Annotated in this window: 16 protein-coding genes; 11 read left to right on the plus strand and 5 right to left on the minus strand. The window is 71.0% G+C overall.

From position 1 onward, the window contains the following. The first annotated feature begins 19 nt into the window (after positions 1 to 19). The 7 genes from KBY90_RS06695 to fba all read left to right on the plus strand — a co-directional run bounded on the left by KBY90_RS06695 (position 20) and on the right by fba (position 6,319). Positions 20 to 922, plus strand: coding sequence for a phosphoribulokinase (locus KBY90_RS06695; RefSeq protein ID WP_254967731.1), 903 nt, complete (start codon positions 20 to 22; stop codon positions 920 to 922). 168 nt (positions 923 to 1,090) lie between these two features. Beyond that, positions 1,091 to 1,384, plus strand: coding sequence for a hypothetical protein (locus KBY90_RS06700; protein WP_254967732.1), 294 nt, complete (start codon positions 1,091 to 1,093; stop codon positions 1,382 to 1,384). Positions 1,385 to 1,408: 24 nt separating this feature from the next. Continuing rightward, positions 1,409 to 2,242: an A24 family peptidase gene (locus KBY90_RS06705; protein ID WP_254967734.1), complete on the plus strand. Its 834-nt coding sequence runs from the start codon at positions 1,409 to 1,411 to the stop codon at positions 2,240 to 2,242. Between the two features lie 56 nt (positions 2,243 to 2,298). Next, a complete protein-coding gene (accD, locus tag KBY90_RS06710; RefSeq protein WP_254967811.1) occupies positions 2,299 to 3,174 on the plus strand; it encodes an acetyl-CoA carboxylase, carboxyltransferase subunit beta in 876 nt (291 codons plus the stop codon). Positions 3,175 to 3,196: 22 nt separating this feature from the next. Continuing rightward, positions 3,197 to 3,649, plus strand: a complete 453-nt coding sequence (locus KBY90_RS06715) for a hypothetical protein (RefSeq protein ID WP_254967735.1) — start codon at positions 3,197 to 3,199, stop codon at positions 3,647 to 3,649. A 16-nt stretch (positions 3,650 to 3,665) separates the two neighbouring features. Beyond that, positions 3,666 to 4,748, plus strand: a complete 1,083-nt coding sequence (locus KBY90_RS06720; protein WP_254967736.1) for a Gfo/Idh/MocA family protein — start codon at positions 3,666 to 3,668, stop codon at positions 4,746 to 4,748. A gap of 497 nt (positions 4,749 to 5,245) precedes the next feature. Next, entirely contained in the window at positions 5,246 to 6,319 is a 1,074-nt protein-coding gene (gene fba, locus KBY90_RS06725) for a class II fructose-bisphosphate aldolase (RefSeq protein ID WP_254967737.1), read from the plus strand. Positions 6,320 to 6,497: 178 nt separating this feature from the next. On the opposite strand, the gene KBY90_RS06730 is transcribed toward fba, so the two are convergent. Then, complete coding sequence (locus KBY90_RS06730) at positions 6,498 to 9,338, minus strand: UPF0182 family protein (RefSeq protein ID WP_254967738.1); 2,841 nt, start codon at positions 9,336 to 9,338, stop codon at positions 6,498 to 6,500. Between the two features lie 137 nt (positions 9,339 to 9,475). On the opposite strand from KBY90_RS06730, the gene thrC reads away from it, so the two are divergent. From thrC to KBY90_RS06745, 3 genes are all read left to right on the plus strand, one after another. Beyond that, complete coding sequence (gene thrC / locus KBY90_RS06735; RefSeq protein WP_254967739.1) at positions 9,476 to 10,759, plus strand: threonine synthase; 1,284 nt, start codon at positions 9,476 to 9,478, stop codon at positions 10,757 to 10,759. 42 nt (positions 10,760 to 10,801) lie between these two features. Next, complete coding sequence (locus tag KBY90_RS06740) at positions 10,802 to 11,077, plus strand: MoaD/ThiS family protein (protein ID WP_254967740.1); 276 nt, start codon at positions 10,802 to 10,804, stop codon at positions 11,075 to 11,077. Positions 11,078 to 11,203: 126 nt separating this feature from the next. Further along, positions 11,204 to 12,187 carry a cupin domain-containing protein gene (locus KBY90_RS06745; RefSeq protein WP_254967741.1) on the plus strand — a complete coding sequence of 328 codons (984 nt, stop codon included), beginning with the start codon at positions 11,204 to 11,206 and terminating at the stop codon, positions 12,185 to 12,187. Here the strand turns inward: KBY90_RS06745 and ftsH are convergent. Beyond that, on the minus strand, positions 12,131 to 14,047 hold the full coding sequence (gene ftsH, locus KBY90_RS06750) for an ATP-dependent zinc metalloprotease FtsH (RefSeq protein ID WP_396122548.1): 1,917 nt from the start codon (positions 14,045 to 14,047) through the stop codon (positions 12,131 to 12,133). The two genes, KBY90_RS06745 and ftsH, sit on opposite strands and share 57 nt — an antisense overlap. A gap of 89 nt (positions 14,048 to 14,136) precedes the next feature. On the opposite strand from ftsH, the gene rpmF reads away from it, so the two are divergent. Further along, positions 14,137 to 14,316, plus strand: coding sequence for a 50S ribosomal protein L32 (gene rpmF, locus KBY90_RS06755; RefSeq protein WP_254967742.1), 180 nt, complete (start codon positions 14,137 to 14,139; stop codon positions 14,314 to 14,316). Here the strand turns inward: rpmF and KBY90_RS06760 are convergent. From KBY90_RS06760 to KBY90_RS06770, 3 genes are read right to left on the minus strand one after another with little or no spacing between them, the layout of a single operon-like run. After that, positions 14,277 to 15,386: a hypothetical protein gene (locus KBY90_RS06760; RefSeq protein ID WP_254967743.1), complete on the minus strand. Its 1,110-nt coding sequence runs from the start codon at positions 15,384 to 15,386 to the stop codon at positions 14,277 to 14,279. The genes rpmF and KBY90_RS06760 overlap by 40 nt on opposite strands. Beyond that, positions 15,386 to 15,733: a DUF565 domain-containing protein gene (locus tag KBY90_RS06765; RefSeq protein ID WP_254967744.1), complete on the minus strand. Its 348-nt coding sequence runs from the start codon at positions 15,731 to 15,733 to the stop codon at positions 15,386 to 15,388. Before KBY90_RS06765 ends, KBY90_RS06760 begins: the two co-directional genes overlap by 1 nt. Beyond that, a complete protein-coding gene (locus tag KBY90_RS06770) occupies positions 15,730 to 16,467 on the minus strand; it encodes an HAD-IA family hydrolase (RefSeq protein WP_254967746.1) in 738 nt (245 codons plus the stop codon). The genes KBY90_RS06765 and KBY90_RS06770 overlap by 4 nt, the downstream gene beginning before the upstream one ends. Positions 16,468 to 16,470 lie beyond the last annotated feature (3 nt).

Here is a 16,470-nt window from a genome sequence, read left to right on the forward strand (position 1 = left end):
TCTCCCGTTCTCCCGCGCCATGTCGAAGCGTCACCCGGTTGTGGCTGTCACCGGTTCCTCCGGCGCCGGAACCACCACCGTGAAGCGGGCCTTCGAGTACATCTTCAGCCGCGAAGGCATCACCCCGGCGGTGGTGGAGGGCGACAGCTACCACCGCTACGAGCGCGGCCCCATGAAGGAGGCCATGGCGGCGGCGATCGCCCGGGGCGAGAACTTCTCCCACTTCGGCCCGGAGGCGAACGTGTTCGAGAAGCTGGAGGAGCTGTTCCGCACCTACGGCGAAACCGGCAGCGGCGAGAAGCGCTACTACCTGCACTCCCCGGAGGAGGCGGCGGAGCACAACGGCCGCCTGGGCACCAGCCTCGAACCCGGCCAGTTCACCCCCTGGGAGCCGATCCCCTCCGGCACCGACCTGCTCTTCTACGAAGGTCTGCACGGCGGCGTGGTTGGTGACGGCTACGACGTGGCCTCCCTGGTGGACCTGCTGGTGGGCGTGGTGCCGATCACCAACCTGGAGTGGATCCAGAAGATCGCCCGCGACAATGCCGAGCGCGGCTACTCGGCCGAGGCGATCGTGGACACGATCCTGCGGCGCATGCCCGACTACATCAACCACATCTGCCCCCAGTTCAGCCGCACGGACATCAACTTCCAGCGGGTGCCCACGGTGGACACCTCCAACCCCTTCAAGATCCGCAGCATCCCCACCGCGGACGAGTCGTTCGTGATCATCCACTTCCGCAAGGGGGCCCGCGAGAAGTGGGGGATCGACTTCCCCTACCTACTCGACATGATTCACGACTCCTTCATGTCCAGCCCCACCTCGATCGTGGTGAACGGCGGCAAGATGAGCTTCGCCATGGAGCTGATCCTCACCCCGGTGATTCACCGTCTGATCGAGGAGAAGAACAAGCTGGCCTGAGAAACCGGGCTGAGAAAGCCCAGGGGCGGCGGTCACCCTGCGATGCCGCCCTTAATCTGGGCAGTGAACCGGAGTCGGTGAGCCATCACCAACGTCCCTTCCCAGAACCCGTCTGCTGCATCGCAGCCAGCTGCATCTCAGCGAGCTGCATCCAAACCACCTGCACCGATGCCGTCGTTTCCGATCTCGGGAGCGACCACGTCCGCCGCTCCCGCCCTGCGTCTGGATCGCATCAACAGTCAGCAGGTGTTTCAGCAGGCCAGGCTGGTGATCTACCGCTATCAGGAAGTCTGTCCCGGAGGTCCGGAACCCTGCGGGGTGGTGCTGCAGGGGGCGCGGGGACGGGTGGTGTTCGACCAGCCGGTGCTGCTGCCCGACGAGCAGTTCGTGCCGCTCGACCTGCTGCAGGGGCGTGCCTCCCCCCGCGCCGGTGCGCGCATCCGCATGCCCCGCAGCCGTTGACCGTCCTCCCGTGACCGTCCTCCCGTGACCGCCCTGCTCGCCAGTCCCGCGCTGCCGCTGCTGGCGGCCCTGCTGGGCGCCTGCGTGGGCAGCTTCCTCAACGTGGTGGCCTGGCGGCTGCCCCGCCAGGAGTCGCTGCTGCGGCCCGCCAGTCACTGCCCGCGCTGCGGCACCCCGCTGGCCTGGTTCGAGAACCTGCCGGTGCTGGGCTGGCTGTGGCTGAGAGGACGCTGCCGCCACTGCGGCGCCGGCATCGCCGCCCGCTACCCCCTGGTGGAACTGCTCACCGCGGGGCTGTGGGTGGCGGCGGTGGGCGCGCAGCCGGGGAGCATGGGCCCGCTGCCACCGCCGCTGCCGCTGCTGCTCGCCGGCTGGCTGCTGCTGAGCTGGCTGATTCCGCTCACCCTGATCGACCTCGACCGCCTCTGGCTGCCGGAGCCCCTCTGCCGCAGCGGCCTGCTGCTGGGGCTGGCCTGCACGGCGCTGCTGGGCTGGAGCCAGAGCGCCGAGCTGGGCCGGCAGCTGCTCTTCCACCATCTGGTGGCGGCCGGCGTGGGCCTGCTTGGCTTCGAACTGGTGAGCGCGCTGGGGGAACGGCTCCTGGGCAAACCGGCCCTGGGGCTGGGCGACGCCAAGCTGGCGGCCATGCTGGGGGCCTGGCTTGGGCTCACGGGTCTCGGGCTCACCGTGATCCTGGCCGTGTTCAGCGGCGCGCTGGTGGGCGTGCTGGGCCGCCTCAGCGGTCGGCTGGGCCGGCAGCAGCCCTTTCCCTTCGGGCCCTTCCTGGCCGCCGGCGGGGCCGCCGTGTGGCTGCTCGGCCGGGATGCCTGGCTGGCGACGCTGGGGCTGCTGCCCTAGGGGGGCTCCTTTAATGGAGGCATCCCGTGCCCGGCGCCCGCAGCGGTGCCTCCCGCATGTCGCTGTTCGACTGGTTCGCCGACCGCCGCAAGAACGCTCCCGCCGTGCGCAACCCGCAGGAGCCGGAGGAGGGCGGCGGGCTGTGGAGCAAGTGCCCCGACTGCGGGCTGGTGGTGTACCGCAAGGACCTGGTGGCCAATGCCAGCGTCTGCAAGGGCTGCGGCTACCACCACCGCATCCACAGCGAGGAGCGGATCCGGCTGATTGCCGACCCCGGCAGCTTCGAGCCCCTCGACACCGATCTGGCCCCCACCGATCCCCTGGCCTTCAAGGACCGGCGCAGCTACGCCGACCGCCTGCGCGACAGCCAGCGCAGCACCGGCCTGCGTGACGCGGTGGTGACCGGGCTGTGCCGCTGCAGCGGCCTGCCCCTGGCCCTTGGGGTGATGGATTTCCGCTTCATGGGCGGCTCCATGGGCTCGGTGGTGGGGGAGAAGCTCACCCGGCTGATCGAAGAGGCCACCGCCCGGCGCATGCCCGTGCTGATCGTCTGCGCCTCCGGTGGCGCGCGCATGCAGGAGGGCATGCTCAGCCTGATGCAGATGGCCAAGATCTCCGGGGCGCTGCAGCGGCACCGGCAGGCCGGGTTGCTCTACATCCCCCTGCTCACCCACCCCACCACCGGGGGGGTGACCGCCAGCTTCGCCATGCTCGGCGACCTCATCCTGGCCGAACCGAAGGCCCTGATCGGCTTCGCCGGCCGCCGCGTGATCGAGCAGACCCTGCGCGAGAAACTGCCCGATGGCTTCCAGACCGCCGAGTACCTGCGGGACCACGGCTTCGTGGACGCGATCGTGGACCGCACCCAGCTGCGCTCCACCCTGGCCAGCCTGCTGCGCATCCATGGCTGCCGTGAGCGCGTCACCGCCTGAGATGCCGGCCGCCCGACCGCTGATGCGACCCGCAGGCACCGCGACCCTGCAAGCGGCGGCCGTCCGCTGGCTGGCCGGGCTGATCGCCTGCTGCGCCCTCCTGCTGCTCCTGCCTGTGCTGCCGGCGGCGCGCCCGGCGCCCGCCCTGGCGGCCTCGGTGGAGTGGCGGGAGGTGCCCGCCAGCGAGGCCGGCCGCCAGTGGTGGGACGCAGGCAGCCTGCGGCTCACCTCGGGCGGCAACCTCAGCGTTCTCAGCCGCTTCCAGCCCGCCGCCACGGACGGCCAGGCACGCCCCCGCATGGGCGATCTCTATGTGATGGAGATCGACTGCGGCCAGAACCTCTACCGCGACACCTCGGTGAACGGCCTGCCGCGCTTCCGGGCCGAGTGGCAGCCCGCCGACGGCGACCCGCTGCTGATGGCGGTGATCGCCGCCAGCTGCGAGGCCGGTGCGCCGCTGCTGCAGGCTGGCTGAACCTCGCTCCGCGTCCATGGCCACCACTCCCGCCGCCGCCGCCCGGCCCCTGGGCGTGGCGATCGCCGGCCTCGGGTTCGGCGAGGCGGTGCACCTGCCGGCGCTGCGGTCCTGCCCCGGCACCGAACCGGTGGCGCTCTGGCATCCGCGCGCCGAACGCCTGGAGGCCGCCTGCCGGCAGGCGGAGCTGCCCGGCCACAGCGATTTCGAGGCCCTGCTGGCCGATCCGGCCGTGGAGGCGGTGGTGATCGCCACACCGCCGGAACCGCGCTTCGAGCTGGCGTGCCGGGCCCTGGAGGCGGGCAAGCACCTGATGCTGGAGAAGCCCGTGGCCCTCAGCGCCCGGCAGGCCGAGGAGCTGCAGCGGCTGGCCATGGCCCGGGGCCTCACCGTGGCGGTGGACTTCGAATACCGGGCGGTGCCCCTGTTCCGCCAGCTGCACGCGCTGGTGAGTGCGGGCGTGCTGGGGGAGCTGGTGCTGGTGAAGCTCGACTGGCTGATGGGCAGCCGTGCCGATCCGACCCGCCCCTGGAGCTGGTATTCCCAGGCCGCGGCCGGCGGTGGCGTGCTCGGCGCCCTGGGCACCCATGCCTTCGACCTGCTGCACTGGCTGGTGGGACCCACCCGCAGGCTTCAGGCCCAGCTGAACACGAGCATCGACGAGCGGCCCCTGGCCGACGGCAGCGGCCGCACGGGCGTGGTGGACGCGGAGGACATCGCCCTGGTGCAGCTGCAGCTGGACGGACCGACGGGCCGGACGGTGCCGGCCCAGGTGAACCTGGCCTCGGTGACCCGGCGCGGGCGGGGCTGCTGGCTGGAGCTCTACGGGCGCGAGGGCACCGCGGTTCTGGGCTCCGACAACCAGGCCGACTACGTGCACGGCTTCAATCTCTGGCTGGCCCGGGGCAACGAGCCCCTGCGGCGGCTGGAGCCCGATCCGCGCTTCGCCTTCCCCCGCACCTGGGAGGACGGCCGCATCGCACCGGTGGAGCGTCTGCACGGCTGGTGGAGCGAGGCGGTGCGCCAGGGGCGGCCGATGGTGCCAGGGCTGGCGGAGGGGGTGGCGAGCCAGCGCTGCTGCGACCGGGCCCGGGAGTGAGAAGGGCGGCCGCCGCATCCAGGGGCAGGACGTGCCCAGCAGTACGGCCATCCGGTATCAGAGTGAACGCTGACAGTCAGTAGCAACCGCTACTGTTTCTGGACGTTGACCATGGGGCCCAGCCCCAGCGGCGGAAGTAGGGGCAGCCCAGGGAGTCATCCGCAGGCCACACCCGAAGCAACGCGCCATCCACACCCGAGCCCACGGGCCGGTTTTCCTCGGAGGCACGTCCATGTCCATCACCACGGCCAGACAACTGGCGCGTCAGGCCGAAGAGGCCCGCCGTGCCGCCAAGCAGAACGGGTTCACCGTTCAGTCCCTGCGCAGGCAGCAGCTGATCGACTGATCAGGCCGCATCCGGCAGCCGGTGTCGCGTCCGCCCCGTCCGGCTTCGCCGGACGGGGCTTTCTGCTGAGCGGGCGCTGGCGGCGGACAGATCGTTGCGATTGGCATCACCTAGACTCCCCCCCAGTCCATCCCCAGACCAGAGGTTTCCCATGGCGCTCGTTCCGCTTCGGCTGCTGCTGGATCATGCCGCCGAAAACGGCTACGGCATCCCGGCGTTCAACGTGAACAACCTGGAGCAGGTGCAGTCGATCATGGAGGCGGCCAACGAGACCGACTCGCCCGTGATCCTGCAGGCCTCCCGCGGCGCCCGCAGCTACGCCGGGGAGATCTTCCTGCGCCACCTGATCATCGCCGCCACCGAGACCTATCCCCACATCCCCGTGGTGATGCACCAGGACCACGGCAACAGTCCTGCCACCTGCTATTCCGCCATCACCAACGGCTTCACCTCCGTGATGATGGACGGCTCCCTGGAAGCTGACGCCAAGACCCCCGCCAGCTACGACTACAACGTGGCCGTCACCAAGGAAGTGGTGGACGTGGCCCACAGCGTCGGCGTGAGCGTGGAGGGTGAGCTGGGTTGCCTGGGCTCCCTGGAAACCGGCAAGGGTGACGCCGAGGACGGCCACGGCTTCGAGGGCGAGCTCTCCCGCGACATGCTGCTCACCGATCCCGCCGAAGCCGCCGACTTCGTGGCCAAGACGAAGGTGGACGCCCTGGCCATCGCCATCGGCACCAGCCACGGCGCCTACAAGTTCACCCGCAAGCCCACGGGCGAAGTGCTGGCCATCAGCCGCATCGCCGAGATCCACAAGGCCATCCCCAACACCCATCTGGTGATGCACGGCTCCTCCTCGGTGCCCCAGGAGTGGCTGGACATGATCAACCAGTACGGCGGCCAGATCCCCGAGACCTACGGCGTGCCCGTGGAGGAGATCCAGGAGGGCATCCGCAACGGCGTGCGCAAGGTGAACATCGACACCGACAACCGCCTTGCCTTCACCGCCGCAGTGCGTGAGGCCGCCGCCAAGGATCCCGCCAACTTCGATCCTCGCCACTTCAACAAGCCCGCCCGCGAGTACATGAAGCGGGTGTGCCTCGATCGCTACCAGCAGTTCTGGTGCGCCGGCAACGCCAGCAAGATCAAGCAGCAGACCATCAACTACTACGCCGGTCTGTACGCCAAGGGCGCCCTCGATCCCAAGACCGCCGTGGCCGCCTGATCCGGCTCAACAGCCCGGACCCGGTACCACGATCGGTTCAGACAGGGGGCATCCGCCCCCTTTTTGATGGGCTGGCATCGGTGCCGATCCCAGTGGCCGGGCCTGTGCCAGTGGCCGGGCCTGCGCCAGTGGCCGGGCCTGCGCCAGTGGCCGGGGGGTCAGCGTTGGGTCGCTGTCCTCAGGGCGCCTCGACCGCGGTGGGGGGCACGTCGCTGGCCAGGATCGAGCGGCCGGGATCCAGCAGCGCCTCGATCGCCTGCGCCAGGGTGGGCTCCATGGCGATGCGGGTGCCGTCGCTCACCACCACCCGGGTCAGCGTGGGCAATCCGCCCTGGCGGGCCTTGAGATACACCGGCTCCACGTAGAGCAGGGCCTCGCCCACGGGCAGCACCAGCAGGTTTCCCTGCACCACCTGGGCCCCGGACCGGCTCCAGAGGCCGAACTGCTGGCTGATGGTCGGGTTCTGGTTGATCAGGGCGGTGATCTGCTCGGGCCCGAGGATCGGCGTCTGACTGGGGAAGCGCAGCACCTCGAGTTTCCCGTAGTTGGCGCCGTCGCTGCGGGCCGCCAGCCAGGCCACCAGGTTGGGGCGCGCCAGCGGTGTGAGCGGCTGCAGCAGCAGGAACTCCGGCGGCAGGTCGGACGACAGCTGGCCGCTGATGTGATAAGGCACCATCGGCACCAGTTCGGACCCGTAGATCTCCTTGGGGATCTGCCACACGTCGTCGCCGCTGTAGAACACGGCCGGATCGGTCACGTGATACCGGAGCAGCTGGCTGGTCTGCAGCTCGAACTGGGGGATCGGGTAGCGGATGTGGGCCAGCAGCGCCGGCGGCATCGCCTCCAGCGGCTGGAACAGCTCCGGAAACAGCCGCTGCCAGGCGGTGATCAGCGGGTCTTCCGGTTCGGCCACGTAGAGGGCCACGCCCCCTCCGTAGGCATCAACCACGGCCTTCACCGAATTGCGGAGGTAGCGCACGTCCGGGCGTCCGGGCACCGGGGCGCTGTAGGGATAGGTGCGGCTCATGGTGAAGCCGTCCACGATCCAGAACTGGTGCTGCCCGGGCGGGAACGGGCCGGCATCGGCACCGAGGTTCACCGTGGCCAGATAGGGCTCGGCCTCGAAGGCCACGAAGGGCACCAGCCGCCCCACCCGCTCCCGCACCTCCCGGCGCAGCAGCAGCCGGGTGTCGGCGGTGAGCGCGCCGCTCACCAGCAGCCGCGGCTCGCGCAGGTAGAGCGCCGCCGCCAGCCGCGCCGCCGTGCTGCGCAGCGGCACCCCGGCCTGGCCACCGTAGTGGGTGTAGAAGTTGTCTTCCCCCTCGGGAAAATTGAATTCCCGCACCTGGGTGGGCGCCAGGCCGTAGGGCCCCGGCAGGGTGCCGAAATAGAGGCTGGGCATCCCCACCGGGATCGCCGCCTTCACCTGCTCCCGGCTGATGTTCAGCTCGGGGCTGCCGGAGATGCGGCTGTTGGCCCCCAGATCACTGATGAAGAACTCCGGCAGGCCGTCCGGGGTGCTGGTGTTCACCGGGGTGACGGTGAAGCCCTGGCCGTGGGTGAACACCAGATGACGGTTCAGCCAGGTGCGCGCCGCCGGCTGCAGGCCGGAGATGTCCACCTCCCGGGCGGTGATGATCACCTGCTGCTGCTGGGGAGGAGCGTCACCGGCGGCGATCGCGTAGCGGTCCACCGTGGGCTCGGTGAAGCGATAGAACACCCGCAGCTGCTGCAGCTGACGGTTGGTGTCCAGCAGCGGCCTGCTGTCCCAGAGCCGGATGTTGCGGATCGTGGCCTGGCTGCGTTTCAGGTCGGTGCGGGTGATCCGGGCGCTGGGGTTGACGCTGCGCACATTGATGCGGTCCAGCTCGAAGGCCGCCCGGGTGGCCTCGATGGAGCGGGCCAGGTAGGGGGTTTCCCGCTCCAGTTCGCGCGGGTTCACCACCAGCAGCTGCAGCACCGGCAGCAGCAGGCCCTCCAGCAGCAGCACCAGCAGCAGCAGCACGCCGCTGAGCAGGAAGGTGCGGCCGCGCCAGCCGCGTCGCGGCAGGGGCAGCACCAGCAGCAGCCCCGTCACCAGCGCCAGCACACCGGCGAGGCTGCGCAGCGGCAGCGACACATGCACGTCCACCCAGCCCGCCCCCGGCACCGAGCCCTGGGTGCTGAGCATCAGCTGATGGCGGCTCAGCCAGAAGGCAGCGGCCAGGGCCATGGCGAAGACGCCGAAGGGCAGGCGCAGGGCCCGCAGCTGGGCGGCGGAGAAGCCGCCGAAGCGTCCGTCGCTGAGCTGGGGGGGACGGGCCATCAGCCCCCACAGGGCCGCGGCCGTGTGGGTGGTGCCAAGGGCGATCGCCAGGGTGAGCCCGAAGGCCAGGGCCGGGAACCGGGCCAGGGCGAAGCTCACGTCGGCACCGAGCATGGGATCGCGCAGGCCGCTGTCGGGAACCAGCAGGGCCAGGCTCCACAGCCCCCAGCCCCTGGCCAGGGCCAGGGCGGCGGCGGCGCTGGCCAGGAAGGCCAGCAACCGGGGCGTGCGCAGCGGGGCACGCACCAGGGCCACCAGCAGGGGGAGGATCAGCAGGGCCACCGGCAGCCAGGGCAGATCAGCCAGGGCCACCAGGCCATGCAGCCGGCGCGGATCAAAGGAATCGCGCAGCAGGCGCTCGGCCAGCCGCAGCAGCAGCAGCAGCGGCAGCAGCTGGGCGGCCGCCAGCACCAGCAACGTGAGCAGGTAGGGAGCGGGGGCCAGGGGGAAGCGGGCTGGCTCGCCCGCGGCGACCACCGGCCGGCGCCACAGCCAGCCCAGCCAGCCCTGCAGGCCGGCGCCCAGGGCCAGACCCAGCGCCAGACCCAGGGCCTGCAGCAGCCAGCGCCGCACCAGCACCGTCCCCCATCCGAACTGCTCGAACCACCGCCATTCGACCCAGGTGCGGGCGGCCGTGAACAGCAGCGCGGCCAGCAGGATCACCGCTGCGGCCAGCAGCACCGGCCAGGGAAGGCGCCGCAGTTGCCGCCGCATCGGTGCAGACCACTCCGGCCGACCATAGGCAGAGCCACGGCGGCGGGCCAGCGGCGATATCCGAGTACAGAGGTCGGCTTTTATCGTCGGCCCGGTACTGCACTGTTAGCCTCCGGCTTTCCCCCAAGGGTTCCACCGTGACGGCCACCCTCTCCCGGTCCGCCCTCTCCGGACCCACCTTCACCGGCCTGCGCTGCAAGGAGTGCGGCGAGCCCTACGCGGCCGGTGCCCGCCACGTCTGCGAGGACGTGTGCTTCGGACCCCTGGAGGTCGTCTACGACTACGACGCGATCAAGGCCAGGGTGAGCCGGGCCACGATCGAGGCCGGCCCCGCCTCGATCTGGCGCTACCGCGAATTCCTGCCGATCGAGGGCGACCCGATCGACGTGGGCACGGGCTTCACGCCCCTGCTCAAGGCCGACAACCTGGCCAAGCGCCTGGGCCTGAAGAGCCTCTACATCAAGAACGACGGCGTCAACATGCCCACCCTGTCCTTCAAGGACCGGGTGGTGAGCGTGGCCCTCACCCGCGCCCGCGAGCTGGGCTTCACCACCGTGAGCTGCGCCTCCACCGGCAACCTGGCCAACTCCACCGCCGCCATCGCCGCCCACGCCGGCCTGGAGTGCTGCGTGTTCATCCCCAGCGATCTGGAGCTGGGCAAGGTGCTCGGCACCCTGATCTACAACCCCACCCTGATGGCGGTGAAGGGCAACTACGACCAGGTGAATCGCCTGTGCTCGGAGGTGGCCAACACCTACGGCTGGGGTTTCGTGAACATCAACCTGCGCCCCTACTACTCCGAGGGCTCCAAGACCCTGGGCTACGAGGTGATCGAGCAGCTGGGCTGGGAACTGCCCGACCACATCGTGGCGCCCCTGGCCTCCGGCTCCCTGTTCACCAAGATCCGCAAGGGCTTCGACGAATTCATCAAGTGCGGCCTGGTGGAGGAGAAGCCCGTGCGCTTCAGCGGCGCCCAGGCCGAAGGCTGCAGCCCCATCGCCCAGGCCTTCGCCGAGGGCCGCGACTTCATCACGCCGGTGAAGCCGCACACCATCGCCAAGTCGATCGCCATCGGCAACCCGGCCGACGGCCCCTACGCGATTGACATCGCCAACGCCACCAAGGGCAGCATCGCCGCGGTGAGCGATGCCGAGATCATCGAGGGCATCAAGCTCCTGGCCGAAACCGAGGGCGTGTTCACCGAAACCGCCGGCGGCACCACGATCGCGGTGCTCAAGAAGCTGGTGGAGCAGGGCAGGATCAACCCCGAGGAGCGCACGGTGGCCTACATCACCGGCAACGGCCTCAAGACCACCGAGGCCGTGGCCGACGCCATCGGCGCGCCTTACACGATCGAGGCCCAGCTCGACAGCTTCAAGGCCGCCTGGCAGCAGGCCCAGGCCGATCACGCCGCCGCCTGACGGCGTTCACCCATCCCCCACCTCCGACTCCAGCCCGACCCCATGGCCGTTCAGGTTCTGATCCCCACCCCCCTGCAGAAGTTCACCGCCAACGAGGCCAGCGTGGAACTGGAGGCGGCCAGCGTCTCCGCCCTGGTGGAGGCCCTCGAGAGCCGCTTCCCCGGCATCCGCGCCCGCCTCTGCGACGAGGGCGGCAAGCTGCGCCGCTTCCTGAACATCTACGTGAACAGCGAGGACATCCGCTTCCTGGACAACGAAGCCACGCCCCTCAAGGACGGCGATGAGGTGTCGATCGTGCCGGCCGTGGCCGGCGGCTGAGTGGCCTTTCGTAGCGACGGCGGCAACGCCCCAGCAGCGGCTGCCGCTCAATAGCGTTACATCCTCGAGGCCGGTGGGACGACCCGCCCGCCGGCCCGTCACCGCCGCCATCCGGCGCGCCCCACCATGACCCAGGTTCCCTTCCATCCCCTGAGCGCACCGGCGGCTCAGGCGGGCGACTCCAGCGCACCCGCCGGCTGGCAGGCCAAGGCCCGGATCTTCGACTACCGCCAGGCCGCCAATCCGGTGCGGCGGGGGCTCACCGAGCCGATCCCCGATCACCACTGGAGTGCCACCGTCCACCAGAGCGGATCCACCGGGGTGATCCCCCTCGATCTCAGCGCCGAGCTGGGCTGCAGCGGGCCGGCCACCAGCCCCGCGCTGTCGGCCAACTTCCTGCGCATCCTGGCGGGCGAAGGGCTCAAGGCCGCCGCCGCCGCCACCAGCGCGCTCTTCTACGTGCTGCACGGTGAGGGCACCCTGGCCTGGGGCGGCCGCGAGCTCTGCTGGGGGAAGGGGGATGTGATCGCCCTGCCCCACGGCGACGCTCCCCTGTTCCAGGCCGGCCAGGACAGCGTTCTCTACTGGGTGCACGACGCCCCCCTGCTGCGCTATCTGGGCGCCGAGCCCGCCGCGGCACGCTTCGAGGCCGTCCACTACCCGGCGGCGCTGCTGGAGGAGAAACTGCAGGCCCTGCTCGCCGATCCCAGCTCGGCGCGCAGCAACCGGCTCAGCCTGCTGCTGGCCAACGCCGATCTGCCCGCCAGCCGCACGGTGAGCCACACCCTCTGGGCGATGCTCGGCGTGGTACCGGCAGGAGCCGTGCAGCCCCCCCACCGGCACCAGTCGGTGGCCCTGGATCTGGTGATCGACTGCGATCCCGGCTGCTACACGCTCGTGGGCACCGAGCTCAACGACGACGGCACCATCCGCAACCCCAGCCGCTCGATCTGGGAGCCGGGGGCGGCCTTCGTGACCCCCCCGGGCCACTGGCACGCCCACGTGAACGAGAGCGGCCGCATGGCACGCCTGCTGCCGATTCAGGATGCCGGGCTACACACCTACCTGCGCAGCCTCGACATCCGCTTCAGCGGCGGCCTCGGCGGCTGAACGCCGCTGCTCATCGGCGGCTACGGCGGCGCGGAAGCTGTCGCCGTCGATCGTCTCCTCCGCGATCAGGCGGTCCACCAGCGCGTCCATCAGATCGCGGCGCGGCTCCAACAGGGCGATCGCCCGGTCGAGAGCATGGCGCGCCAGGTCGCGCACCTGGGTATCGATCAGGTTGCCAGTGACCTTCGAATAGTGGGGCTCGGACCGGAGCCAGTCACGGCCCAGGAACACCTCCGGGTCGTCGCCCTCCAGCGCCACCGGCCCCAGGGGTGAGAAGCCGTAGCGGGTGACCATCTCGCGGCCGATGCGGGCCACCAGTTCCAGGTCGCTGGAGGCGCCCTGGGTGACCTCGTCGGGTCCGAACACCACCAGCTCGGCGGCCCGCCCGCCCATCGCCACCACCATACGGGCCAGCAGGTAGGCCTTGCTGATCAGACCGGAGTCGAGCACGTCCTCATCGGGCATGGTGCGGGCGAAGCCGCCGATGCCACCGGCCCGGGGCAGCAGGGTCACCTTGTCCAGCCGGTCGGCGTGGGGCACCAGGCTGGTGAGCAGGGCATGGCCCACCTCGTGGTAGGCGATCAGTCGCTTCTTGGCCGAATCCTGCAGGGGCGCGGCGGGCAGGCCCATGGTGATGCGCTCGAGGGCATCGCCCATGGCGGCCTCGTCGATGGCGCTCTTCTGGCGCCTGGCGGTGAGGATCGCCGCTTCGTTGAGCAGGTTGGAGAGGTCGGCGCCGGAGAAGCCGGGGGTGCGGCTGGCCCAGTCCGCCAGCGACACCTCCTCGGCCAGGGGCCGGGTGCGGGCATGCACCGCCAGGATCTCCTCGCGACCGCGCCGGTCCGGCAGGTCGACGGTGATGCGCCGGTCGAAGCGGCCGGGGCGCATCAGGGCGGCGTCGAGCACATCCGGACGGTTGGTGGCCGCCAGCAGGATCACGCCGGAGTTGTCGGCGAAGCCGTCCATCTCAGTGAGCAGCTGGTTCAGGGTCTGCTCGCGCTCGTCGTTGCCGCCGCCGATGCCAGCCCCGCGCTGACGGCCCACGGCGTCGATCTCGTCGATGAAGATGATGCAGGGAGCCTTCTCCTTGGCCTTGCGGAACAGGTCCCGCACCCGGCTGGCACCCACACCCACGAACATCTCCACGAACTCGGAGGCGGCGATGGAGAAGAAGGGCACGCCCGCCTCACCGGCGATGGCGCGGGCCAGCAGGGTCTTGCCGGTGCCCGGCGGACCCACCAGCAGCACTCCCTTGGGGATGCGGGCGCCGATGGCGGTGTAGCGCTCGGGTGCCTTCAGGAAGGTCACCACCTCCTGAAGTTCCTCCTTGGCCTCGGCGATGCCGGCCACGTCCTCGAAGCGCACGGTGACGCCGCCTTCGGGCTGCAGCCGGGGCTTGCTGGCGCCGAACCCCAGGGCCCTGTTGGCCACCTTGGCCGAGCGCTGCAACAGCAGGGCCAGGCCACCCAGCAGCAGCAGCACCAGCAGGCCGTTGGACACCAGCGCGGCGGTGGCGGCGTCGGCCCGGTCGTCCCGCACCGTCAGGGGCACGCCGGCCTGCTCGGCGGTGCGCAGCAGCTGCGGGTCATTGGCGAACACCGGCACCCGCTGCTCGCGCCCGTCTTCGAAGCGCACCCGCGCCTCCCTCTGGCGGGGCGAGAGCTCCAGGTCCTTCACCCGGCCCTCGCGGATATCGCGGAGCAGCTGGCTGTAGGAGGGCGGGGGGGTGTCCGGGTTCAGCAGCCTGGCGCCACGGGCGGCGGGCGACACCGGGGCAGGCTCGGCGGACGCACCCTTGCCATCTGCACCCTTGCCGTCTGGAGGCGGGGCCGAGGCGACGGTGTGGGGGCTGACGCTCACGGCAATCCGACGCTGCCGCGAGCCTAGCGATTTGACGGAGGGCCAGTCCGCAGCCGAAGATCGTTGTTTGGCCGCAAGAGAGCACGGGGATGGCTGTTCCCAAGAAGAAGACATCGAAGGGCAAGCGCAACCAGCGCCACGCCACCTGGAAGGCCAAGGCCTCCGTCGCGGCGCAGCGCGCCATGTCCCTCGGGAAGGCCGTGCTCAGCGGCCGCGCCCAGGGATTCGTCTACCCCATCGACACCGAGGAAGACGGCTCCGAGGACTGATCGGACACGCGCTCCCGGGCGGGATCCGCGGCGATCAGCCCGCGGGCCGCGATCAGCCGGCGGCGGCCATCGAGCACACCCACCGCTACTGCCGGCAGGCCGGAGCCTGAGTCCAGCGGCCGGGTGATCAGTGGGTCCTGGTAGAGCTCCGGAGGCAGGCTGCACAGACTGGCCCGCACCAGCCGCTCGAGGGCTTCGGCCGCCAGGGCGTGGCCCCCGGCACGCCGCTGCCGGGCTTCCGCCTGGAAGCGCCAGCGCCGGGGCCAGCTCCAGCGCTGCGGCCGCAACAACCAGAGCTCGTCCAGCCGTCGCCAGGCCGGCAGGTAACCCTGCAGGGCCTGGTCCCAGCGGGGCAGCCAGGCCCGCTCGGCAGCGCTGAGGGCCAGCCGGTCGCCAGCTGCCAGCGACGCGCCAGCTGCCAGTGGCCCATTGTCGTTCGCGCTGGGGTCCGGCGCTCCGCGGCCCACCGCCTCCAGGTCCACCGCCCCCAGGGCGGCACCAAGCGGCCGGCATCCCAGCAGCCAGCCCTCCAGCAGCAGGGCATCCGCCTGCGACACCTGCTCGCCGCAGCGGTCCCCCTCGCCGCCCCGCAGGGTCTTGTCGAAACGGGGCAGAACCAGGGCATCACCGGCCCGCCAGCGGTCGAGACTGCGGCAAAGCAGCGCCACGTCGTGGCTGCCGGGGGGAACGCGGCTGACCGCGAAGGGATTGCCCTGCAGGGCCGCGAGGCGCTGCGGCCAGGGCAGATAGAGATCATCGATCGAAGCCACCGCCAGCCGCAGCCCCTGCGATTGGGCGAGCTGGGCGAGCAGGCGACAGAGCGTGCTCTTGCCGGCACCAACCGGCGCGTTCAGACCGATGGAAGGACGCAGTCCCCGCTGGACCAGCAGCCGCAGGCGGCAGAGCAGCGGCAACGCGAACTCCCGGATCAGCGCCCGATCGATCCGCTGCTCGATGGGCTGCTCGATGGGCTGCCCGTTCTGTTGCCCGGTCTCCAGGCCCTCCGGCAGGACCGGCCGCCAGCCCTGCGGGTCGGCGATGCCGCAATGACGTGCCAGAACCGCATCCATCAGGTGCCCAGCTTGTAGGCCTCCAGCACCACGGCGTACACCAGCCCCAGGCGCAGGTTGTCGACCACCCGCCAGCCGAGGCCGGGCTGGTCCCGCACCATGCGCCCGCGCAGGCGCACCACCAGCTCCAGCAGCACCACCACGGCGAGCACCATCGCCGGCCGGCCGCCGGGGAACAGGGGCAGCACGTAGGAGGTGACGTTCCCGCCGGCATAGAAGCCCAGCAGCAGGGCCAGCAGCACGGCGCTGCGGTGACGCCAGCTGCCGCGCAACTGACCGGCGATCAGCTCGGCCAGGCCCTCGCTCAGGCGCTGGAAGCGGGTGCGCTGCAGGGGCGTGGGTCTCATGGCAGGTGCTGCAGATAGGACAGCGTGATTCCCTCCGCCGGGCAAGCCGGGCCGCGCAGCACCCGGCCCTCGCCCCCCAGTGCGGACACCACCGCCCGCGCCGCCGCGAAGCGCTCCAGGGGCTCCAGGCCGCCGTAGTGGCTGAGGGTGAGCAGGCAGGGCAGGCCGGCGGCGGTGGCCGCCGCCAGACCGGCGGGCGAATCCTCGATCGCCAGCGCGGCCCCACCCTCCAGAGCCAGGCCGCGCAGAGCCAGAACGTAGGCCTCGGGATCGGGCTTCTTGCGCGCGACGTCGTCGCCGCACACCCACAGATCGAAGGCCTCCGCCAGGGAACCGAGCAGCCGCTCGGCCAGGGCCTGCACAGCCGCACGGCCACTGGTGGTGACGATCGCCTGGCGCAGACCCGCCGCCGCCGCGGCGCCGATCAGGGCGGCGACCCCCGGCCGCAGGCCCAGGCTGCCGGCGGCCATCAGCTCGGCGTAGTGGCGCTGCTTGCAGGCCTGCAGGGCCTCCACCCGGCGGGGATCGGGCTCGGCATCCTCCAGGGCCACCAGCGCCGCCCGGATGCGCTCACGGCCGCCGCTGATCGCCAGCCAGTGGCCGTACTCCTCGGCCTCCCAGTGCAGGGGCACGCCGTATTCGGCGAAGGCCCGGTTGAAGGCCAGGCGGTGGCCGTCGCGCTCGGTCTCCGCCAGGGTGCCGTCCACATCCCAGAGCAGGGCCCGCAGGGCCATCGG

The sequence above is a fragment of the Cyanobium sp. CH-040 genome (assembly GCF_024346135.1).
GTDB lineage: Bacteria > Cyanobacteriota > Cyanobacteriia > PCC-6307 > Cyanobiaceae > NIES-981.